The sequence below is a fragment of the Streptomyces sp. NPDC020597 genome, from assembly GCF_044335095.1.
Taxonomy (GTDB): Bacteria; Actinomycetota; Actinomycetes; order Streptomycetales; family Streptomycetaceae; genus Streptomyces.
This window is the reverse complement of the sequence record NZ_JBIRUL010000011.1, coordinates 138,757-160,339: the sequence shown is the minus strand read 5'-3', so window position 1 is coordinate 160,339 and position 21,583 is coordinate 138,757. Positions and strand designations below refer to the sequence as shown.

General features: G+C 72.8%; 18 protein-coding genes and 1 pseudogene. 7 read left to right on the top strand and 12 right to left on the bottom strand.

Annotated elements, in window-relative coordinates; translation table 11 throughout:
• The 5 genes and pseudogenes from ACH4ZA_RS21140 to ACH4ZA_RS21120 all read right to left on the bottom strand — a co-directional run bounded on the left by ACH4ZA_RS21140 (nt 1) and on the right by ACH4ZA_RS21120 (nt 6,270).
• On the bottom strand, nt 1–654 hold the full coding sequence (locus tag ACH4ZA_RS21140; protein WP_319279757.1) for a DUF177 domain-containing protein: 654 nt from the start codon (nt 652–654) through the stop codon (nt 1–3).
• Nucleotides 655–813: 159 nt separating this feature from the next.
• A complete protein-coding gene (locus ACH4ZA_RS21135; RefSeq protein WP_319279758.1) occupies nt 814–1,902 on the bottom strand; it encodes a cell division initiation protein in 1,089 nt (362 codons plus the stop codon).
• Nucleotides 1,903–2,013: 111 nt separating this feature from the next.
• Entirely contained in the window at nt 2,014–2,493 is a 480-nt protein-coding gene (coaD, locus tag ACH4ZA_RS21130) for a pantetheine-phosphate adenylyltransferase (RefSeq protein ID WP_319279759.1), read from the bottom strand.
• Nucleotides 2,494–2,519: 26 nt separating this feature from the next.
• Nucleotides 2,520–3,107: pseudogene (gene rsmD, locus ACH4ZA_RS21125) on the bottom strand (16S rRNA (guanine(966)-N(2))-methyltransferase RsmD); the annotation flags it as partial.
• 76 nt (nt 3,108–3,183) lie between these two features.
• Nucleotides 3,184–6,270 carry a helicase-related protein gene (locus ACH4ZA_RS21120; RefSeq protein WP_319279760.1) on the bottom strand — a complete coding sequence of 1,029 codons (3,087 nt, stop codon included), beginning with the start codon at nt 6,268–6,270 and terminating at the stop codon, nt 3,184–3,186.
• 167 nt (nt 6,271–6,437) lie between these two features.
• Here ACH4ZA_RS21120 and ACH4ZA_RS21115 point away from each other — a divergent pair, with 167 nt between their 5' ends.
• A complete protein-coding gene (locus ACH4ZA_RS21115; RefSeq protein ID WP_398430938.1) occupies nt 6,438–8,300 on the top strand; it encodes an HSP90 family protein in 1,863 nt (620 codons plus the stop codon).
• Nucleotides 8,293–11,283 carry a tetratricopeptide repeat protein gene (locus tag ACH4ZA_RS21110; protein ID WP_398430937.1) on the top strand — a complete coding sequence of 997 codons (2,991 nt, stop codon included), beginning with the start codon at nt 8,293–8,295 and terminating at the stop codon, nt 11,281–11,283. Before ACH4ZA_RS21115 ends, ACH4ZA_RS21110 begins: the two co-directional genes overlap by 8 nt.
• 111 nt (nt 11,284–11,394) lie before the next feature.
• Here ACH4ZA_RS21110 and ACH4ZA_RS21105 read toward each other — a convergent pair whose 3' ends face one another.
• Nucleotides 11,395–13,236: a DAK2 domain-containing protein gene (locus tag ACH4ZA_RS21105; RefSeq protein WP_398430936.1), complete on the bottom strand. Its 1,842-nt coding sequence runs from the start codon at nt 13,234–13,236 to the stop codon at nt 11,395–11,397.
• A 307-nt stretch (nt 13,237–13,543) separates the two neighbouring features.
• Here ACH4ZA_RS21105 and rpmB point away from each other — a divergent pair, with 307 nt between their 5' ends.
• Nucleotides 13,544–13,729, top strand: coding sequence for a 50S ribosomal protein L28 (gene rpmB, locus ACH4ZA_RS21100; protein ID WP_079041368.1), 186 nt, complete (start codon nt 13,544–13,546; stop codon nt 13,727–13,729).
• Between the two features lie 133 nt (nt 13,730–13,862).
• Here the strand turns inward: rpmB and thiD are convergent, their stop codons facing one another.
• Nucleotides 13,863–14,690 carry a bifunctional hydroxymethylpyrimidine kinase/phosphomethylpyrimidine kinase gene (gene thiD / locus ACH4ZA_RS21095; protein WP_398430935.1) on the bottom strand — a complete coding sequence of 276 codons (828 nt, stop codon included), beginning with the start codon at nt 14,688–14,690 and terminating at the stop codon, nt 13,863–13,865.
• Nucleotides 14,687–15,655 carry a thiamine-phosphate kinase gene (locus ACH4ZA_RS21090; RefSeq protein ID WP_057580490.1) on the bottom strand — a complete coding sequence of 323 codons (969 nt, stop codon included), beginning with the start codon at nt 15,653–15,655 and terminating at the stop codon, nt 14,687–14,689. Before ACH4ZA_RS21090 ends, thiD begins: the two co-directional genes overlap by 4 nt.
• A 206-nt stretch (nt 15,656–15,861) precedes the next feature.
• Between ACH4ZA_RS21090 and ACH4ZA_RS21085 the strand changes: the two genes are divergently transcribed.
• Nucleotides 15,862–16,095, top strand: coding sequence for an Lrp/AsnC family transcriptional regulator (locus ACH4ZA_RS21085; RefSeq protein WP_020128743.1), 234 nt, complete (start codon nt 15,862–15,864; stop codon nt 16,093–16,095).
• A gap of 20 nt (nt 16,096–16,115) precedes the next feature.
• Entirely contained in the window at nt 16,116–16,616 is a 501-nt protein-coding gene (locus ACH4ZA_RS21080) for a DUF3515 domain-containing protein (protein WP_319281696.1), read from the top strand.
• Between the two features lie 58 nt (nt 16,617–16,674).
• Here ACH4ZA_RS21080 and ACH4ZA_RS21075 read toward each other — a convergent pair whose 3' ends face one another.
• The 3 genes from ACH4ZA_RS21075 to ACH4ZA_RS21065 are packed head-to-tail and all read right to left on the bottom strand — an operon-like array spanning nt 16,675 to nt 19,741.
• A complete protein-coding gene (locus ACH4ZA_RS21075) occupies nt 16,675–17,832 on the bottom strand; it encodes a D-alanine--D-alanine ligase family protein (RefSeq protein WP_319281694.1) in 1,158 nt (385 codons plus the stop codon).
• 59 nt (nt 17,833–17,891) lie between these two features.
• Nucleotides 17,892–18,902: an NAD(P)H-dependent glycerol-3-phosphate dehydrogenase gene (locus tag ACH4ZA_RS21070; RefSeq protein WP_319281692.1), complete on the bottom strand. Its 1,011-nt coding sequence runs from the start codon at nt 18,900–18,902 to the stop codon at nt 17,892–17,894.
• Entirely contained in the window at nt 18,899–19,741 is an 843-nt protein-coding gene (locus tag ACH4ZA_RS21065; protein WP_319281689.1) for a lysophospholipid acyltransferase family protein, read from the bottom strand. The genes ACH4ZA_RS21070 and ACH4ZA_RS21065 overlap by 4 nt, the downstream gene beginning before the upstream one ends.
• Nucleotides 19,742–19,904: 163 nt before the next feature.
• On the opposite strand from ACH4ZA_RS21065, the gene cofC reads away from it, so the two are divergent.
• Nucleotides 19,905–20,543: a 2-phospho-L-lactate guanylyltransferase gene (gene cofC / locus ACH4ZA_RS21060; protein ID WP_319281687.1), complete on the top strand. Its 639-nt coding sequence runs from the start codon at nt 19,905–19,907 to the stop codon at nt 20,541–20,543.
• Between the two features lie 9 nt (nt 20,544–20,552).
• Nucleotides 20,553–20,756 (top strand): hypothetical protein, encoded by a 204-nt coding sequence (locus ACH4ZA_RS21055; protein ID WP_107441747.1) that lies wholly within the window; start codon nt 20,553–20,555, stop codon nt 20,754–20,756.
• Nucleotides 20,757–20,853: 97 nt separating this feature from the next.
• Here the strand turns inward: ACH4ZA_RS21055 and ACH4ZA_RS21050 are convergent, their stop codons facing one another.
• On the bottom strand, nt 20,854–21,522 hold the full coding sequence (locus ACH4ZA_RS21050; RefSeq protein WP_319281685.1) for an HU family DNA-binding protein: 669 nt from the start codon (nt 21,520–21,522) through the stop codon (nt 20,854–20,856).
• Nucleotides 21,523–21,583: the final 61 nt, after the last annotated feature.

The following is a 21,583-nucleotide window of genomic DNA, read 5'->3' as shown; positions in this document are numbered from 1 at the left end:
CTACTTCTCCTGCTTCTCGTCGGCGTGCGCTGATGGAAGCGCGCCGCCGCTCATCTCGTCCTTCTCGCCGTCTTCAGGTGAACCGGCGAGTCCCTGCAGTGCCGCCCAACGGATGTCGACGGCGTCGTGGTGGTGGTCCGGGTCGTCCGCCAGCCGGGCTCCGCACTCGGAGCACAGGCCGGGGCAGTCGTCCTGGCACACCGGCTGCATCGGCAGTGCGAGCACCACCGCATCGCGCAGCACGGGCTCGAGGTCGAACAGTCCGTCCTCGAGGAAGAGCCTGTCCTCGTCTTCCTCGGCGTCGTCGGCCGGATCCGCTTTCACACGGCCCCGGTCGTCGGCGTCAGGGTACGAGAACATCTCCTGGAAGTCCGCTGCGAGATCGAACTCGAGCGGCTCCAGACACCTTACGCACTCCCCCTCGGCCCGTGCACGGGCGGTGCCTGTGACGAGCACACCTTCCATGACCGACTCGAGTCGGAGCGCGAGCTCCACCGGAGCGCCTTCCGGCACTCCGACGACTCCCTGGATCCCGAGATCCTGGGGAGCGTCGATCTCGCGGGTCAGGCGCTGCTGCGCACCGGGCCGCCGCCCCAGCTCGTGCGTGTCGAACACGAGAGGCTTGCGGTGGTCGAGGCGGGCGTTCAGAGCCATTCCTGCTTTCGATCTTCTGAGCTGGGGACACTGCCCCTCGGTGTCGCGGGCAGCGGCGATCGCGGGCGCATACGACATCAGCGAAGCGCACACGCGACCGATGAGCCAGGATACTGGAGCATTCGCCCACAGCCCAATCCGGCTCCCGCCCGCCCGGTCCTACAGCCCGCGTCCCTGCTCGTAGGCGCGCAGCTGCTCGGCGCTGATCATGCCGGTGTCGAAGAGGCTGGTCTCGTCGAGGGCATACCCCTGCTGCGCCTGCTGGTGCTGCTGCCGGGCCTGTTGGGACGGGTCGTGCTGCTGCACGGGCTGGTTCGGGTCGTACGGGGCCTGCTGGGCGTCGTAGCCCCCCTGATACGCGTAGGGGTCGGCCTGCTGCTGGTAGCCGTACGCGTCCTGCCGGCCGTAGTCCTGCTGTTGTTGCGGATAGCCGCCGTAAGGGTCCGGCTGCTGCTGGTAGCCGTACGCCGGCTGCGGCTCCTGCTGGTCGTACGTCTGCTGGACGGGCTGCGCGGACGCCGCGTCCTGCTCCGCGAGGGCGGCCAGGTCGGCGAGGTAGTCGGCGTCCGAGGAGTGCTGGAAGGTGGTGGTGTCGGCGGCGAGGGCGCCGAGGTCGTCCGTGGCGATGCGGCCGTGCAGCTTCTGCCGGCCCCGGCCGACCGCCTCGAGCGTCTTGGCGAGGACCGCCTCGAACGCGCCCAGCTTGGCGTCGACGTACGCGTCGGCGTCGCGGCGCAGAGTCTCGGGGTCGTGGCTGCGCTCGGGGGCGTCCTCGTCCTCGTAGCCGTGCTCGTCGGTGCCCGGTCCGGTGCCGAGGAGCTTCTCGCGGCCGCGGCCCACGGAGCCGAGGGTCTTGGTGAGGACGACCTCGAAGTTGGCGAGCTTGGAGTCGACGTAGTCGTCGGCGTCCGCGCGGACCTCCTCGGCGTCCTTGCGGGCCTCGGCGAGGATGCGGTCGGCCTCGGCCTGGGAGCGGCGGGCGATCTCGGTGCCGGAGACCAGCGAGCCGCGTTCGGCGTGGGCGGTCTCGATGATCCGCTCGGCCTCCTGGCGGGCCTGCTCGACGACCTGCTCGCGGCCGCCGATGAGCTCCTCGGCCTGGGCCAGCGAGTCGGGCAGGGCCGCGCGTACCTCTTCCAGCAGAGCGAGCAGATCCGCGCGGTTGACCACGCACGAGGCCGACATCGGCATCGACCGGGCACTGGAGACCGCCGTGACGATCTCGTCGAGCTTCTTCTGCACGTCCACCGGTTGCTCGCCACTCTCTACAGCTGTGTTGGAGACGGACGGGACGACTGTACGGCCATGGGGCGCCCGCCGGACACCGGATGACGGCACGTCAGGACGGCCCTCGGACGGTCAGTCCCGCCCGAGGCGCTCGGTCAGCGCGTCGAGGACCCTGGGCGGCACCAGGTGGGAGACGTCGCCGCCCCATGTGGCGACCTCCTTGACCAGGGAGGAGGAGAGGAAACTGTAGGTGGGGTTGGTGGGCACGAACAGCGTCTCGACGCCGGAGAGGCCGTTGTTCATCTGCGCCATCTGCAGTTCGTAGTCGAAGTCGCTGACCGCGCGCAGGCCCTTGACGATGGCCGGGATCCCGCGCTCCTTGCAGAAGTCGACGAGGAGGCCGTGGAAGGCCTCGACCCGGACGTTGCCGTACTCGGCGGTGACCTCGCGGATCAGGTCGATCCGCTCGTCGATCTCGAACAGGCCCTTCTTGGACTTGTTGATCATCACCGCGACATAGACCTCGTCGTAGAGACGGGAGGCGCGGGAGATGATGTCGAGGTGTCCGTTGGTGATCGGGTCGAACGACCCGGGACAGACGGCACGGCGCACTTGTGTTCCCTCGCTCTCCGGTCCGGTCATCGTGCGTCTTCGCACGTAGAGGCGGCGCGACCGTACCAAAACGTTCCCTCGCCGTAGCGACGGGACCGGAGCGCTTCGAAACCGTCCGGCCAGCCGAACTCACCGCCTCTGGTGCTGCGCTCCACGGTGACGAGGGCTTCGGCCGCGAGCCAGCCCCCCGAGCGGAGTGTGAGCAGGATCTCCCGAAGATCGTCGTCGGTGACGGCGTACGGGGGGTCGAGGAAGACGAGGTCGTACGGTGCGGCCGGCGCCGCTTCGATGACCTGCCGGGCCTTGCCCGCGCGGACCTCGGCACCGGGGAGGGCGAGGTTTCTCACGTTCTCCCGGATGACGCGGGCCGCTCGCGCGTCTGCCTCGACGAGGAGGGTGTGGCCGGCGCCGCGGGACAGGGCCTCCAGGCCGACGGCCCCTGATCCGGCGTACAGGTCGAGGACGCGTTCGCCGTCGAGGGGGCCGCCCAGGAGGGACTGCCAGGTGGAGAAGAGGCCTTCGCGTGCGCGGTCGGAGGTGGGGCGGGTTCCGGTGCCGGGCGGGACCGCCAGGCGACGTCCGCCGGCTGCTCCGGCGATCACGCGGGTCATCTCTGGTCCTTGGTGGTGGGCGGCTTTGGGTTCAAGTGTGGCGGGTGGCGCGGTTCCCCGCGTCCCCGGGTGATCCTCCTCACCCCTTCTCCAGGTACTGCTCCCGTTCCTCGTCCAGCAGGGCGTCCAGCGCCGTGCGCAGGCCCGGGTAGGCGGTCAGCTCCGGGTCCGCCTCGACGACGGCCGCCGCTTCCCGGCGCGCCTCGGCGATGACCTCCTCGTCCTCGATGACCGTGAGGACGCGCAGGCTGGAGCGGACGCCGGACTGGGCCTGGCCGAGGACGTCGCCCTCGCGGCGCTGCTCGAGGTCGATGCGGGAGAGCTCGAAGCCGTCGAGGGTGGCGGCCACGGCGTCCAGCCGCTGCCGGGCCGCGGTGGCCTGCGGCATCTCGCTGACCAGCAGGCACAGGCCCGGCGCCGAGCCGCGGCCGACGCGGCCGCGCAGCTGGTGGAGCTGGGAGACGCCGAACCGGTCGGCGTCCATGATGACCATCACGGTGGAGTTGGGGACGTTGACCCCGACCTCGATGACGGTCGTGGCGACCAGGACGTCGGTGTCGCCCGCGGCGAAGCGGCGCATGACCGCGTCCTTGTCGTCGGGAGGCATCCGGCCGTACAGCACCTCGATGCGCAGTCCCTGGAGGGGGCCTCGCGCGAGCTGCTCGGCGACGTCGAGGACGGCGAGCGGGGGCCGCTTCTCGGCCTCGTCCTCCGGCGGCTTCTTCCTGGCCTTGCCGGCCTTCTCAGGGTCGTCCTCGTCGTCGCCGATGCGAGGGCAGACGACGTACGCCTGGTGACCGCCGGCCACCTCCTCGCGTACCCGCTCCCACGCGCGCGCAAGGAAGTGCGGTTTGTCCGCGGCGGGGACGACATGGCTGGCGATCGGGGAGCGGCCGGCCGGGAGCTGGTCGAGGACGGAGGTCTCCAGGTCGCCGAAGACGGTCATGGCGACGGTACGGGGGATGGGCGTGGCCGTCATGACGAGCAGGTGCGGGGGCTGCCGGCCCTTGCCGCGCAGGGCGTCCCGCTGTTCGACGCCGAAGCGGTGCTGTTCGTCGACCACGACCAGACCCAGATCGTGGAACTGGACCTTGTCCTCGATCAACGCGTGGGTGCCGATGACGATGCCGGCCTCCGCGGTGACGAGGTCGAGCAGCGCCCTGCGGCGGGCCGCCGCGCCCATCGACCCGGTCAGCAGGACGACCTTGGTGGCCTGTTCGGATCCACCGAGCATGCCGCCCTCGGCCAGATCGCCCATCATCTCGACGACGGACCGGTGGTGCTGCTGGGCGAGGACCTCGGTGGGGGCGAGCATCGCCGCCTGTCCGCCCGCGTCGACGACGGCGAGCATGGCGCGCAGCGCGACCATGGTGTTGTGGGTGACCGTGAAGTGGTCGGTGACGTAGGCGTGGCTCGGGTGGGCGACGCTGATGCACTGGACGGGCTTGCGGCCCACGTACTCGACGGCCTGGATGCCGCGGCGGAACGCGTCGTCGCCGGCGGGCCGGGCCCGCAGGAGGGCCGCCTTGCGGGGCAGCCGGAACGGCGGGTGCGCCTCCGGCAGGGCGAGCAGGACCTCGAAGCCCTCCCCCGACGGGAGGAGGCGCGCCCGGCCTCCCAGCGAGCGCACGATCCAGGCGACGTCGTCGGCGAGCAGGCGCGAGGCCGCGCGGAACGTGACGCTCAGGCCGTCCGCACCGACCGTGCCGTCCGTGTCCAGGAGGCCCTGCAGGAGGGCCGTGCGGTTCTTGACGGAGGTGTTCCTGAAGGCGGCGGGGACGCCGATGCCCGCACCGGGCGAGGGCGAGCCCTGCGCGGCCGGATCCGGTCCGCCGCTTCCGCCGCCGGCCAGCAGGGCGCCGTACCGGTACGGGTCCAGCGGCAGTGGCGCGTCGCCTCCGAGGTCGACCGGGGTCGCGGCCGGGAGGTACCACTTCGGGGCGCCGTCCGCCGTGAGCGTGTCCTGCCGGATCCGGCGTGCGGTCATGACCCCGGGGGCCTGGCCGCTGCGCCACGCGGAGGCGGTGCCGACGATCCACAGGTGCTCGTCGTCGCACTCCACCCGCGCGCCGTCGGACAGGACCAGACGCCACACCTCGCGGTCGCCCTGCGGGAACACGCCGTCGACCGGCGCGATCTCCCCGTTCGGCACGACCACTTCGTCGCCCACGGCGAGGTCGCCCATCCGCCGGAAGCCGGCGGGCGTGAGCACCAGGGAGTCGAGGGGCTGGGCCTTGCCCGAGCCCACCTCCCCCTGCAGCAGCCGGTGCATCGGGTGCTCCGTCGCCAGGTCGTCGAAGATCTCCTTCGAGACCTTCCGCTGGCCCTCGGTGAGGGTGAAGGGAAGCCGGGCGTCGAAGGCGGCGAGGAGGCCGTCGGGCGCGGGCCTGCGGGCCACCGCCGGGAGTTGGGCGTCGGCGTGCCGGCGACGGGCCAGGGCGACCTGGAGGACGAACGCCTCGTCCCACTTCAGGCGGGCGCGGGCGTCGGCGATGTCGGCCTTGGTGTGCGGGCGGTGGATCTTCAGCAGGGCCTCGGGCAGGGAGAGCAGGCCGCGGCCCTCGCGCAGCGACTCCGGGAGCGGATCGACCGCCTCCTGGGCGCTGGGCAGGACGGTCTGGACCGCCTTGCCGATCTTCCAGGACTCCAGTTTGGCGGTGGCCGGGTAGAGCGGGATGAGGGCGCCCGCCCAGGTCTCGACGGACTCCTCGGTGTCGGCGTGCAGCAGTTCGTAGGCCGGGTGGGCCAGTTGGAGGCGGCGGTTGAAGACCGAGGCCTTGCCCGCGAACATCGCGCGCGTGCCCGGCAGCAGCTCCTTGTGCGGCTTGTGGACGCCGCTGCCGAAGAAGACCAGCTGGATCCTGCCGCTGCCGTCGGTGATGGTCACCTCCAGGCGCTGGCCCTTGCCGCGCGGCGCCTTGGCGGAGGCGAAGCTGTGCAGGCGGGCGTCGGCGACCTGGGCGACCACGGTGACGTGCTCGTCCATCGGGAGGTCGGCGAGTGAGGTGAGCTGGCCGCGCTCCTCATATCTGCGGGGGTAGTGGTGCAGGAGGTCGCCGACCGTGTGCAGGCCGAGGTGCTCGGCCATCACCTTCGCGGTGGCGGGGCCGAGCACTGACGTGAGCGGTTGTTCCAGTGGTTCCTTCAGCGCGGGCACGAGATCCATTGCACACCACGTCACTGACATTGCCGCATAGGTGTCCTGAAACCCCTGGTCAGACGGCTCGTTCGGGCTCTAGGATGGCGCGCTCCGGCCATCATCCGCGGTCACCGCCCCACCGGGACCGCCCGACCCCGCGCCGTGCTCCTCCCCCAGCCCGCGGCGCTGCAGCGATGGACTCCCAGACCTCACAGTCATCCCAGGCATCTCCGTCACCCCACTCGTTCCAGGTCGACCTGCGCGGTCTGGTGGACCTGCTGTCCCATCACCTGTACTCCAGTCCCAAGGTCTATCTGCGCGAGCTCCTGCAGAACGCCGTGGACGCCATCACCGCCCGGCGGGCCGAGGAGCCCGGCGCCCCGGCGCGGGTGCGGCTGTTCGCGGCGGGCGGCGGGCTGCGGGTGGAGGACTCCGGCGTCGGGCTCACCGAGTCCGACGTGCACGACCTGCTGGCGACGATCGGGCGCAGTTCCAAGCGCGCCGAGGGTCTGCAGGACGTCCGGTCGGACTTTCTCGGCCAGTTCGGCATCGGTCTGCTGGCCTGCTTCGTGGTCGCCGAGCGGATCCGGGTGGTCAGCCGCAGCGCCCGTACGCCGCACGCGCCGCCGGTGGAGTGGACGGCTCGCGACGACGGCTCGTACACCGTGCGGACGCTGCCCCACGAGGAGCGTCCCGAGCCGGGCACCACCGTGCATCTGGTGGCGCGGGCGGGCGCGGGAGAGTGGCTCGCAGAGCCGCGTGTGCTGGCGCTGGCCCGGGACTTCGGGTCGCTGCTCCCGTACGACGTCCGGGTCGGCGACGAGCCGGTCACCGATCTGCCCGCGCCCTGGGACCGGGCGTACGCCTCCCCCGCCGACCGGCGGGTCGCCCTGGCCCGGCACTGCCGTGAACTGTTCGGCTTCACGCCGTTGGACGCGGTCGGCCTGGACGTGCCGCTGGCGGGGATCCGCGGGGTGGCGTACGTGCTGCCGTCCGCGGTGAGCCCGGCGCAGCGGGCCGGTCACCGGGTGCACCTCAAGGGCATGCTGCTGACCGAGCGCGGCGAACAGCTGCTGCCCGACTGGGCGTTCTTCGTGCGTTGCGTCCTGGACACCGACAGTCTGCGGCCGACCGCCTCGCGCGAGTCGCTCTACGAGGACGAGACGCTGGCCGCGGTGCGCGAGGCGCTGGGCGAGCGGATCCGGTCGTGGCTGACGGGACTTGCGGCCGGTGAACCGGAGCGGCTCGAGGCGTTCTTGTCCGTGCACCATCTGGGCGTGAAGTCCCTGGCGCGGCACGACACGGACATGCTGCGCACGATGCTGCCGTGGCTGCCCTTCGAGACGACCGACGGCCGGCTGTCGCTGGAGGAGTTCGCGCAGCGGCACCCGGTGGTGCACTTCACGCGCACCGTCGAGGAGTACCGGCAGGTCGCGCCGATCGCCTCCGCGCAGGGCGTCGGAGTGATCAACGGCGGTTACACCTACGACAGCGAGCTGGTGGAGGCGCTGCCCTCGGTGCGGCCGGGGACGGTCGTCGCCGAGCTGGACGCCGACACCGTGACCGCGCACCTGGACTCCGTCGCCCCCGCCGACGAGCTGGCGCTGGCCGGCTTCCTGGCGGCCGCGCGGGCGAAGCTCGACCCGCTGGGCTGCGACGTCGTCCTGCGGGCCTTCCATCCGCTGTCGGTGCCCGCGCTGCACCTCGACGACCGCGCGGCCCGGCACGAGCAGGCGCGCGCGGACGCCGAGGAGCAGGCGGACGACCTGTGGGCGGGCATCCTGGGCTCGCTGCGCGGGAGCGCCCCGCGCGCGCGTCTGGTGCTCAACCATCTCAACCCGCTGATCCGGCGGATCGGTTCGCTTCGCGACAAGGAGCTGATCGGCACCGCCACGGAGTCCCTGTACGGGCAGGCGCTGCTGATGGCGCAGCGTCCGCTGCGGCCGGCGGACTCGGCGCTCCTGAACCGGTCGTTCATCGGCCTCCTCGAGTGGGCCACCCACGGGGACACGGCACACGGGCAGTCGTCGGACGGACAGGGGGCCACGGGTGAGTGAGATCACGGACTTCGACTCCCTCCGCAGGGCGATGGCGGAGAACGGCGAGCAGCCCGAGGGGCCGGCCCGCAACGCGCGCGCGGAGCAACTGCTCCTGGAGGCGGAGAGGCTGAGGATCCCGCTCGCCGTGATCGAGGCGCTCGGGCACCAGCTGAAGGTCTACAACTACAGCTCCGAGAAGGCGAAGATGTTCGTCCCGTTCGCGCGGCTGCTGCGCATGTGGGACGAGCGGCCCGAGGACTTCGACGCCTACGAGACGCATTCGCTGCACTGGGTCTTCAAGTGGATGTCGGCCGGCATGCTGGACCAGCCGCACGTGCCGCTGGCGTCGGTGGAGAAGTGGCTGGGCGAGATGGAGCACCGCTACCGGCTCGCCGGCCATTCCGAACGGGCGGTGCGCAGCGCCGAGTTCAGCGTCGCCGCGCACGTGGGCGACGTGGCGCGGGCCGAGCGGGCGTTCACCGCCTGGCTGGCCGCGGACCGGGACACCATGGCCGACTGCCACGCGTGCGAGCTGCACGGGCAGGGCTGGTGGCAGGCGGAGCGGGGGCGGGACGCGGAGGCCCTGGAGCTGTGGGCGCCGGTCCTGGAGGGCGAGTACACGTGCGCGCACGAGCCGCACAGCGTGCTGGCGTCGTCGCTGCTGCCGCTGCTGCGGCTGGGCCGCCCGGACGAGGCCCGCGCCCATCATCTGCGAGGGTTCCGGCTGGTGCGGTCCATGGAGAGCATGCGGAGCGCGTACGCCGACCACGTCGAGTTCTGCGCGCTGACCGGCAACGAGGCGCGAGGCCTGGAGCTGCTCGCCGAGCGGCCCGCCTACTTCACGGACGAAGGCCAGCCGCGCAGCAGGCTGGAGTTCCTGAGCGTCGTGGCGCTGCTGATGGGGCGCCTGGGTGAGCTCGGACTCGGCGGGGAGCGGGTGCCCGGGGCGGCCGGGCGGGAGTGGACGGCCGACGAGCTCGCGGCGCATGCGCGCGCGGAGGCGCTCGCCCTGGCCGCGCGTTTCGACGAGCGCAACGGCACGGAGCACGTCAGCGAGCGGGCACGCGCGCGGATGGCGCGGCGGCCCTTGGTGGAGCGGCTGCCCCTGGGCGTGCGCGCGTCGCGTCCGGCGGTCACGGCGCCATCGCCCGCGCCCACGCTCGCCGCCCCGGCCCGGGCCGAGGCGGCCGGTGAGATCGCGGAGGCGGACCTGCCGGCTCTGCTCGAAGAGGCCAGGCGGTTGTCGGAGACCCTCCGGCCGCACGCCGTCGAGGCATGGGCGCGGGTGGCCCGGGCGGCCGCGGAGATCGAGGGCGTGGAGCTGGCGGCGCGCGACCTCGCCGAGATCGCCGACCACGAGGCGATCGGTCTCGGCCCCGGGGGCGCCGACGCGTTCGAGCGCGCCGCCGGGCTGTACGAGGAGGCGGGCGACCCGGGTGAGGCGCTGGCGGCACGCGCGCGTGCCGCCTACGTCCGTGCGCTCGACGGCGAGGTGGACGAGGCGCTCGCGGCGGTCTCCGAGCCGTACGACAGGGTCCTCGCGCTGTACGCCGAGGGCGGCACGGAGGTGCCGCAGGCGGCGGGCGTCCTGATGGCGCGGGCGCGGATCCTGATGCGCCGGGTCCACGAGGCCGAGGGGCCGGTGCCCGCGTCGGCCGCGACGCAGGCGGAGTCGTCCGTCCGGGAGCTCCTGGCGCTCGTGGACGGGCGGGCCGGTGACGACGTCCGGCTCGCCGCCCGGGTGGCCGAGGGCCACGCGATGCTGGCGGAGCTCGCGACGCGCTCCGGCGAGGCGGAGACCGGTGCGGAGCTGTTCGCGCGCGCCGCCGCGGAGTTCGTCGAGGCGGGTGTGCCGTGGTTCGCCGTGGAGTACGAGGCCCGGCTGGCCGGTCTCGCCCACGAGCTGGGCGACATGGCGGAGGCGGAGCGGGCGCTGCGGGCGGCCCTGGAGCACGGTGGGCCGTTCCTGGAGGCGATCGGACGGGCCCAGTTGCACCTTCAGCTGGCCGAGGTGGTCGGCGGCCGGGGCGAGGCCGAGGAGGCCGCGGAGCACGCCCTGGAGTCGGCGCACTGGGCCGACGAGGCGGGCGCGGGCCCCACGTACGGCGCGTGGGCGCGGCATCAGCTCGGCGGGTACCTGGTGCGCCAGGGCCGCTGGGCCGAGGCGGCCGAGGTGCTGGAGTCCGCGCTGGCGGACCTGAGCGCGGAGACGCACGGGGACGGGGCGGTCGTCCAGACGCAGTGGTGGCTGGGCGACTGCCTGAGCGAGCTCGGCGAGCACCGGGACGCCGCCGAACGCCGGCTGCAGGCCGCCGAGATCGCCCGGCACTGGCCGGAGCAGCACGACCACGCCACCCTCGCCCATCTGGCCGCCGAGTCGCTCGGCCACGCCGGACTGCACACCGAGGCCGACCGGGCGTACGCGCGCGCCGGGGAGTTGTGGCGGGACCTCGGCAACGTGCACGGGCTGATCCGTTCGCTGCGGGCCCGCGCCTGGCTGGCGTTGCGCACCGAGCAGGACCCGGGCGTGGCACGCGCCCTGATGACGAGCGCCGTGGAGGAGTGCGCGGACGCGTTCGGCGGCGCGGGCGACGACGAGGAGGCGCGACTTCGGCTGGTCTCCGAACTCGGCGACACTCACCGCCAGTTCGGCGACCTGCTCGCGCGTTCCGCCGCCGAGGACGCGGACGACGACGCGATCCGGGCCACCCTGGACGAGGCGCTCTCCCAAATGTCCGAGGCGGTCGCGGTGTTCGTCACCCTGGGCGGGAGCGGCCTGCTCGCCCGGACCGGCGCCGAGCTGGCCGCGGGCTGGCTGGAGTGCGACCTGGGACGCCCCGCGCAGGCGGCGGCCCGCGCGCGTGCGGTGCTGCGGTCCTGTGCGGACGCCGCCGCCGAGGGCTTCGAGGGCGACGGCCAGCGGGGCGGCGGGACGATACGGGCGCGGCGGGCCGAGGCGGAGCAGTTGCTGCAGGCGGCGGAGGAGCCGAGGGATCGTTGAACGATTCCCTTGAGGGGGTTCTGACTCCGGGGATCGTTCTACGAGGAGAGCGAGCTCGGACTTCGGGGATCGTTCAACGAGGACACGGGCCCCGGGAATCGTTCAACCTGCCTACTCCACCCCGATCAGCAGCAACGCCCCCTGCCGCCCGCCCCGGTACACGACCGTGTCCACGGCGAGGTACGCCTCCCGCACCCGCGACTCCAGCCGCTCGGCGACGCCTTCGGGAGCCTCGTCGCCGAGCACCAGGGTGACCAGTTCGCCGCCCGCCGACAGCATGCGGTCGAGGACGCCCTCCGCAGTGGCGGCGACGTCGGAGCCGATGACGGCGACATCGCCGTCCACGAGTCCGAGGACGTCGCCGGCCTGGCAGATGCCGGCCATGGTCCACGACTCGCGCACGGCCACGACGACCTCGGCGTAGCGGGTGGCGCCGGCCGCCGAGGTCATCGAGACGACGTCCTCGTCGAAGCGGCGGTCGGGCTCGTGTACGGCGAGCGCGGCGATGCCCTGGACCGCGGAACGGGTCGGGATGAGAGCCACCCGGATGCCCTCCGTGCGGGCCTGTTCCGCCGCCGCGGCCGCGGTGTGCCGCAGGTCGGCGTCGTTGGGCAGCAGCACGACCTCGCGCGCGTGGGCACGTCGCACCGCCTCCACGAGCTCCCCGCTCGCGGGCGGCTCCCCGGGGCGCGCGAGCACGGTGGTCGCGCCGGCCTCGGCGTACAGCCCGACCAGTCCCTCGCCGGGCACGACGGCGACGACCGCACGTTGCACGCGCTCGCGCGGCGGCCGCTCGCCGCCGCGCGTGTGGGCGTCGTCGGCGCCGAAGTGGGTGATGCGGATCCGGTACGGCCGGCCCGCCTCCACGCCCGCCTCCACGGCCGCGCCGGCGTCGTCCACGTGCACATGCACGTTCCACAGGCCGTCCCCGCCGACCACGACGAGCGAGTCGCCGAGGGCGTCCAGCCGTTGGCGCAGCCGCACCACGGCCGCGTCCTCGGCCTCCAGGAGGTAGATCACCTCGAAGGCCGGCCCGCCCCCTTCCCCGTCCGGGCCGTCCTCTCCCCCGTCCGGGCCGCGCTCGTCCCCGGCCCCGGCCGCGCCGCCGCTTCCGGCGTCCCGGGCGTGCCCGCCCTCCGCGCCGGGCGCCCGCCCGCAGTCGTCCGCGCCGTCCCCGCCGCCCGAGCCCGGAACGTTCCCGGCGCTCGCGGCGCCCTGCATCGGGACGAGTCCCGCGCGTGCAGCCGACCCCGACAGCCCCAGAGGTCCCGAAGGGCCCGGCATGCCCGGCGACTCTCCCGTGAACGTCTCCACCAGGGCCGCGAGGACCGCGACGAGCCCCCGGCCGCCCGCGTCGACCACTCCCGCCCTCCCCAGCGCCGCGAGCTGCGCCGGCGTGGCGGCTAGCGCGGCACACGCCCCCTGGTGGGCGGCGCGGGCGATCGTGCCGCAGTCGCCCTCCGCGCCCCCCGCCGCGTCCGCGGCGGCGGAGGCGACGGTCAGGACGGTGCCCTCGACGGGGTGGGCCACGGCCTGGCGGGCCGCGTCGGCCGCCTGCCGCAGCGCCAGGCGCAGCCCGGCGCCGTCGGTGTGGGTGGCCTCCTGCTCGGCGGACAGCACCTGGGCCATGCCGCGCAGCAGCTGCGCGAGGATCGTGCCCGAGTTCCCCCGCGCGCCTATGAGCGCGCCGTGCGCCATCGCGTGCGCGGCGTCGGCGAGGGACGGGGGCCCGACGGGCGCGGATCCGGCCTCGTGCCCGACGAAGACCGCCTCGACGGCGGTCGCCGCGGACTCCACGGTGAGATACAGGTTGGTGCCGGTGTCCCCGTCCGCGACCGGGTAGACGTTGATCGCGTCGATCTCCTCGCGGGCCCGGCCCAGAGCCGACAGCGCCAGGCCGCACCAGGTGCGCACCGCGAGAGCATCGAAGAACGTCTGCGGCACCTGCGCCACCTGCGCCTCCCTGAAGTGCTGGACTGGACGCAGCGTAGCCCCAGGCGCCGGGTACGCCGGAAAGCGGCCCGGGCAGGCCCGGGTGAGGGCCGGGGGAGGGCCGGCCGCGAGCGACGCCGCCGGGGCCGGGGCCCTGAGCAGCCATGGTAGTTTCGTTCTGCTGGCGCAGTCGTTGTATGCTGCTCCGGTTGCCCGATACACATCGGGCCATCCCCCTGGCACCGCCACTCAGATCTCTGATCCTGCGATCTCGATCCCGGCATGCCGGGATCCACCGTAAGTGCATCTGAAGTCTTTGGAGTGACCCGTGGCTGCCAACTGCGACGTCTGTGGCAAGGGGCCGAGCTTCGGCAACAACATCTCGTTTTCGCACCGCCGTACGTCCCGTCGCTGGAACCCGAACATCCAGCGCGTCCGTACCGTGGTCGGCGGGACGCCGAAGCGCGTGAACGCTTGCACCTCGTGCATCAAGGCCGGCAAGGTCTCGCGCTGACGCACGTCCCCCTGCCCTCGACTCCATTCGAGCTGGGGGGAACCCCATCGCGCGCGGCCACTGCTGGTTCGCTGCATCGAGCCGGTCCACCTCGGGTGGGCCGGCTTTTTGCTGTCCGCACCGCGCGCCGCGCTCACCGCCGCTCCGCGCCTCCGTGCCCGCCCCGGCCGAGGTCCCAGCCGTGGTCCACGGGACCGATCCCCGCGCCGAGGGCGAACCCCGCGGCGATCGCCCCTGTGACATACCGCTTGGCGGCCCCGACCGCCTCCGGCACGCTGCGCCCCTTCGCCAGCTGCGCCGCGATCGCGGAGGCGAGCGTGCAGCCGGTGCCGTGCGTGTGCCGGTTGTCGTACCTCGGCGCGCGCAGCCAGTGCTCCTCGACGCCGTCCGTCAGCAGGTCCACGGCGTCGCCGGGGAGATGACCGCCCTTGATGAGCACCCACCGCGGCCCGTAGGCCAGCACGGCGATGGCCGCGTCCCGCAGCTGCTCCTCCGACTCGACCCGTACGCCCGTCAGTTGGGCCGTCTCGTCGAGGTTCGGGGTGGCGACGGTGGCGACCGGCAGCAGCTTCGTGCGGACCGAGTCGAGCGCCGAGGGGGCCAGCAGCGGATCGCCGTGCTTGGAGACGCCGACCGGGTCGACCACGACGGGGACGCCGGTCCCGGCGAGCAACCCGGCCACCGTCTCGACGAGTTCGGCGGACGCCAGCATGCCCGTCTTGACCGCCTGGACGCCGATGTCGTCGACGACGCTGCGGTACTGGGCCCGGACCGCCTCCACCGGCAGCTCCCAAGCCCCCTGCACGCCCACGGAGTTCTGCGCGGTGACCGCGGTGATCACGCTCATGCCGTGCACGCCGAGCGCGAGCATCGTCTTCAGGTCGGCCTGGATCCCGGCCCCGCCGCCCGAGTCGGAGCCGGCGACGGTCAGCACCCGGGGCGGCGCCGCGGGAGCGCTCACGACTCCTCCAGGTCCCCGAAGTGGTCCCAGCCGCCCTTGCTGGTCCAGGGCGCCCCGTCGACGGTCACCTGGGGCAGGGCGGAGGGGTTGAGGACCTCGCCGATGACCTTCCAGCGGGCGGGCAGCTTCACGTCCGGCGGGAACGTCGCCACGATCGCGTGGTCCTCTCCCCCGGCCAGCACCCACTGCATCGGGTCGACCCCGACGGCCTGCCCGATGTCGTTCATCTGGGTCGGGATGTCGATCGCGCCCGACCGGACGTCGATGCGGACCTTGCTCGCCTCCGCGATGTGCCCGAGGTCGGCGATCAGCCCGTCGCTGACGTCGCACATCGCCGTGGCGCCGAGCCCGGCGGCCGCCGGTCCCGCGTGGTACGGCGGCTCGGGGCGACGGTGGGCCTCCACGAAGGCGCGGGGCGAGCGAAAGCCGCGGGACAGCACCGCGTACCCGGCGGCGGACCAGCCCAGCCAGCCGGTCACCGCGACGAGGTCACCGGGCTGGGCTCCGCCCCGGGTGACCGGCTCCTGGTTGCGCAGGTCGCCGAGCGCGGTGATCGACACCATGATCGTGTCGCCGCGTACGACGTCGCCGCCGACCACGGAGGCGCCGGCGACCTGGCACTCGTCGCGCAGGCCGTCCATCAGCTCGCTCGCCCAGGTGACCGGCAGCTCGGCCGGCACGACGAGGCCGAGCAGCAGAGCCGTCGGCACCGCGCCCATGGCGGCGATGTCGGCGAGGTTCTGCGCCGCGGCCTTGCGGCCGACGTCGTACGCCGTGGACCAGTCGCGGCGGAAGTGCCGGCCCTCCAGCAGGATGTCGGTGCTGGCCACGACCCGGCGGTCGGGCGCGGCGACCACCGCGGCGTCGTCACCCGGGCCGACGCGGACCGCGGGGGTGGTGGTGAGACGGGAGGTGAGCTCCCTGATGAGCCCGAACTCGCCGAGCTCACCAACAGTGCCCTTCATTGCCCTTTCGCCCCTTCTATACCTGTCTGTGCCCGGTCGCGCGTAACCAGTGTCCTCGATACGGTCGAGACAGCCGTCAACTTCAGTCGGGCCCGTACCCCGGCGCGCGGGCCCTGGTTCCCGCAGGTCTCCCCGCGGCGAGCGGCGACGCGATACCGTGGCGTTCCTTTTCCCCACATGATCCTCGTGGCCGCTCTGGAGGTTCCGTGGTACAGGCGTACATCCTGATCCAGACGGAGGTCGGCAAAGCGTCGACCGTCGCCGAAGAGATCGGCAAAATCCCTGGCGTCGTCCAGGCAGAGGACGTGACGGGACCTTATGACGTGATCGTGCGGGCCCAGGCCGACACGGTGGACGACCTCGGCCGCATGGTGGTCGCCAAGGTCCAGCAGGTGGACGGGATCACCCGCACCCTGACCTGCCCGGTCGTGCATCTGTAGCCCCCGTCTAACCTTGGCCGGTGAACCTTTTCCGTCACCGGCCCTTCGGCCTGCCCGCGCTCGTGCTGTTGATCACGGTCGCGGGCTGCTCCTCAGCAGACGACAACGCGTCGGCGGCGGTTCCCAGTCCCGGCGCGAAAGCCACGACGCTGTGCCGGAACCTGGACAAGGTACTGCCGTCGAAGGTGGACGGTGAGAGCCGCCACGATCCCGAGCCCGCCTCCGCGCTCACCGCGGGCTGGGGAGGTGCGGAGATCATACTGCGCTGCGGTGTCGCGCAGCCGCCGAAGATGATCGACCCCGAGGTCGCGCAGGGAGCCGACGCGGACGCGGTGGCCGGCGGGGTGGACGGCGTCGACTGGCTGATGGAGAAGTGGGACGGCGGGGGCTACCGCTTCACCACGGCCCGCAGGAGCGTCTATGTCGAGGTGTCGGTGTCCGCGGACGCCGACACCTCCGGCGCGTTGATCGATCTGGCCCCGGCCATCAAGAAGGCGATCCCCGAGGGGATCGCCGACTAGCTCGTCCGGCCCGTTCGACCGGACCGGCCGCGCCGGTCCCGCGTCGGGCGGCGCCGGGTCAGCGCAGGCCCGTGGACCTGCGCAGAGCCGCCTGCACCAGGCGGTCCACCAGCTCGGGATAGCCGATCCCGGTCTCCTCCCACATCTTGGGGTACATCGAGATCGGCGTGAAGCCGGGCATCGTGTTGATCTCGTTGATGACGAACTCGCCCTCGTCCGTGAGGAAGAAGTCCGCGCGGACCAGGCCCTCGCAGGACGCCGCCTCGAACGCGTCCACCGCGAGGCGCCGCACCTCGGCCGTCTCCTCGGGCGTCAGCGGCGCCGGGACGATGCCGGGGGTCGAGTCGATGTACTTGGCGTCGAAGTCGTAGTACGCGTGGGCGTCCGGCGGCGGGATCTCGGCCGGTACGGACGCGCGCGGGCCGTCCTCGAACTCCAGGACGCCGCACTCGATCTCACGGCCCCGCAGCGCCGCCTCGACCAGGATCTTCGGGTCGTGGCGCTGGGCCTCGGCGATCGCCTCGTCGAGCCCCGCCAGATCGTCCACCTTGGTGATGCCGATGGACGAGCCTGCGCGCGCGGGCTTCACGAAGAGCGGCCAGCCGTGCTCGCCGGCGAAGTCGACGATCTTCTTGCGGGCGGCCGACTCGTCCTGCGCCCACTCGCGCGGCCGGATCACCACGTACGGGCCGACCTTGAGCCCGAAAGAGGTGAACACCCGCTTCATGTACTCCTTGTCCTGGCCGACGGCCGAGGCGAGCACCCCCGAACCCACGTACGGGACGCCGGAGAGCTCCAGCATGCCCTGCAGCGTGCCGTCCTCCCCGTAGGGGCCGTGCAGCACCGGGAAGACGACGTCGACCTCGCCGAGCGCCTTGGGCACCGATCCGGCCTCGTAGTAGACGACTTCGCGGTTCGCGGGGTCGACGGGGAGCACCACGCCGCCGTCCCGCGACTCGGCGAGCTCGTCGACGTCGGGCGTGCGGCGGTCGGTGATCGCCATGCGCTCGGGTTCGTCGGCGGTGAGGAACCAGCCGCCCTCACGCGTGATGCCGATCGGCAGCACCTCGTACCGCGTCCGGTCGATCGCCCGCAGGACCGCGCCGGCGGTGACCACGGAGATCCCGTGCTCGGAGCTGCGTCCGCCGAAGACGACGGCGACCCGCGGCTTGCGAGAGGGCTGCTGGGGGCTCTGGGGGAGGTTCTCGGTGCTCATATCGGCTTGAGAGTACCCGGTGGTAGGGCCGGGAGTCAGCGTCCGCCCGCCGGGTTCGCTCAGCGTCGTTCGGGCTTCGCGCTGCGCGACATCAGCTCCTTGACGGCGACCACCGGAGGCTTGCCCTCGTGCACGATGGCGACGACCGTCTCGGTGATCGGCATGTCGACGCCGTGCCGCCGGGCCAGATCCAGCACCGACTCACAGGACTTGACGCCCTCGGCGGTCTGCCGGGTGACCGCGATGGTCTCCTGCAGGGTCATGCCCTTGCCGAGGTTGGTGCCGAAGGTGTGGTTGCGGGACAGCGGCGAGGAGCAGGTGGCCACCAGGTCGCCGAGCCCGGCGAGTCCGGCGAAGGTCAGCGGGTCCGCGCCCATCGCCAGGCCCAGCCGGGTGGTCTCGGCGAGCCCGCGCGTGATCAGCGAGCCCTTGGCGTTGTCGCCGAGTCCCATGCCGTCCGCGATGCCGACCGCGAGACCGATGACGTTCTTGACGGCGCCGCCCAGTTCGCAGCCCACCACGTCGGTGTTGGTGTACGGGCGGAAGTAGGGGGTGTGGCAGGCGGCCTGCAGACGCCTGGCGACGCCTTCGTCGGTGCAGGCCACGACGGCCGCGGCCGGCCTGCGGGAGGCGATCTCCTTGGCGAGGTTGGGCCCGGTCACGACGGCGATCCGGTCCCGGCCCACCTTGGCGACGTCCTCGATCACCTCGCTCATCCGCATGGTCGTGCCGAGCTCGACGCCCTTCATCAGCGACACCAGGACGGTGTTGGGGGCGAGCAGCCCGGTCCAGTCTGCGAGGTTGGCGCGCAGCGTCTGGGAGGGGATGGCGAGGACGGTGAAGTCGGCGTCCCGGGCCGCCTCGGCCGGGTCGGCCGTGGCCCGCAGGTTGCGCGGCAGTTCGACGCCGGGGAGGTAGTCGGGGTTGCTGCCGGTGGAGTTGACCGCGTCGGCGAGCTCGGCCCGGCGCGCCCACAGCGTCACCTCGCAGCCCGCGTCGGCGAGGACCGCGCCGAAGGCGGTCCCCCATGATCCGGTGCCGAAGACGGCCGCCTTCACGGAGTTGCTCACTTGCTGTTCTCCCCCTCGTGACGGGCCTGCGCGTGCCCGGTCCCCGCGCGGTCGGTGCGGTCGATGTGCGGGACGGCGGCCCCCGCGCCGTTCTCCATGGCGGTCTCGGCCTGCGTGCGGCGGCGCTGCTCGATGCGCTCCCTGCGCGGGTCGTAGGGCGTCTCGGGCGCCTTCTCGCCGCGGATCTCCTCCAGCAGGCCGGTGACGGCCGCCATGATGACCTCCGTGGCCTCCTTCAGCAGCTCGGGGGTGGTCTCCCTGCCGTAGAACCGTGAGAGGTCCACGGGCGGGCCCGCGAGCACGTGGTGGGTCTTGCGCGGAAAGAGGTCGGGCTTCTTGGCGTACGGGGCCAGCAGTTCGTTGGCGCCCCACTGGGCGACGGGGATCACCGGGCACCTGGTCTGCAGGGCCACGCGCGCGGCGCCGGTCTTGGCGGTCATCGGCCAGCCGTCCGGGTCACGGGTGAGGGTGCCCTCGGGGTAGAACGCGACGCACTCGCCGCGCTCCACGGCGTCGATGGCGGCCCGGAAGGCGCTCAGCGCGTCCGTGCTCTCGCGGTAGACGGGGATCTGCCCGGTGCCGCGCATCGCGGCGCCGACGAATCCCTCCCGGAAAAGCCCGCTCTTCGCCAGGAATCGCGGCACCCGTCCGGTGTTGTACTGAAAGTGCGCGTATGCGAAGGGGTCGACATGCGAATTGTGGTTCACCGCGGTGATAAATCCACCCTCGGCCGGAATGTGCTCCATTCCGCGCCAGTCCCGCTTGATCAGAACCACCAGCCAGGGTTTGCACAGCACCGCGGCGAAGCGGTACCAGAAGCCGATTCTGCGGCGGGGCACGCGAACACCTTCCTCTAGGACTTCCCTGGGCCTGCAGCGGAGCCCGGGGCCGCACAAGTGTCGCTCCGGACCGCGGGTCTGTCGAGAACACCGTACGCCCGCGCGTCCTGCGCACGGACGGGCCGGGTGACAATGACCGCGACAAGAGAGGGGAGGCACGCCGGTGCGGTGGACCTTGGTCATACCTCTGAAGCCCTTGGCGCTGGCCAAGAGCAGGCTCGCGGACACGGCCGCCGACGGGCTGCGCCCGGGCGTCGCCCTGGCCTTCGCCGAGGACACCGTGGCGGCGGCGCTGGCCTCGTCCGCGGTGCGGGATGTGGCCGTGGTCACCAACGACGCCCTGGCCGGGCGCACACTGGCGGCCCTGGGCGCCCGGATCGTCCCGGACGAGCCGGGGACGGGCCTGAACGCCGCGCTGGCCCACGGAGCGGCCGCCGTACGGGCTTTTCGTCCCGACGCGCCCCTCGCGGCCCTGAACGCCGATCTGCCGTCGCTGCGCGCGCCGGAATTGGCCCGGGTACTGGACGCGGCCGCGGAATTCCCCCGCGCATTCCTTCCGGACGCGGCGGCAATCGGCACCACGCTTCTCGCCGTCGCACCCGGCCGTGCGCTGCGCCCGGCATTCGGCCCGGATTCCCGGACCCGCCATCGAGCCTCGGGAGCCGTGGAACTCCGGCTCGACGCGGTGGATTCGGTGCGCCAGGACGTGGACACCGGCGAGGACCTGCGGGCCGCGCTGGCACTGGGCGTGGGGCCCCGGACGGCCGCGGCGACCGCGCGCCTGCTGATCCCCGGGCAGTAGGCTGCCGCCATGCAGGCGACCGCATACACGTACGACCCCGACACCCGCAGCGGGCAGGTGCTGCTCGACGACGGCACACCGGTGCCCTTCGACGCGCCGGCCTTCGACGCGGGCGGGCTGAGGCTGCTGCGGCCCGGACAGCGGGTGCGGATCGAGACGGACGGACCGAAGGAGCGGCCCAGGATCACCCTGGTGACGCTCCAGACCTTCTGAACCTGCTGAACCTTCTGAGGCGGAACGGCCGCCGGACACGCCGCGGGCCGGGCTCCGAGAGGGAGTCCGGCCCGGCGCGTGAGTGGCCCCAGGTGCCCTAGGCGTTGCGGGCGGTGGCCTTTTTGGCGGTGGTCTTGCGGGCGGTGGACTTCCTGGCGGGGGCCTTCTTGGCCGTCGCCTTCTTCGCCGGGGCCTTCTGGGCCGTCGTCTTCTTCGCGGCGGCCGACTTCGCGGTGGTGGTCTTCTTGGCGGCCGCCGTCGTGCTCTTGGCCGCGGTCTTCTTCGCGGTGGTCTTCTTGGCGGTGGCCGTGGTCTTCTTCGCGGCGGCCGTCGTCTTCCTTGCGGGAGCGGCCTTCTTCGCGGCGGCCGATGCCCTCTTCGCGGGCGCGGCCTTCTTCGCGGCGGCCTTCTTCACCGTCGCGGACGCGCCGCCGGTCAGGCTTCCCTTGGGGGCCTTCTTGACCGAGACCTCGCCGCCGCGCGGGAGCTTCTTCGAACCGCTCACCAGGTCCTTGAAGCCCTGGCCTGCGCGGAAGCGCGGGACGGAGGTCTTCTTGACCCGAACCCGCTCGCCCGTCTGGGGGTTGCGGGCGTAGCGGGCCGGCCGGTCGACCTTCTCGAACGAACCGAAGCCGGTGACCGAGACCCGGTCGCCGGCGACCGTAGCGCGGACGATGGCGTCCAGGACCGCGTCGACCGCCTCGGCGGCCTGCTGGCGGCCGCCCAGCTTGTCGGCAATCGCTTCTACGAGCTGCGCCTTGTTCACGTCTTCCCCTTCGGAGACATTCGCCCGAACGAAAGTGTTCAAGCTTTTTCGCACGTTAGGC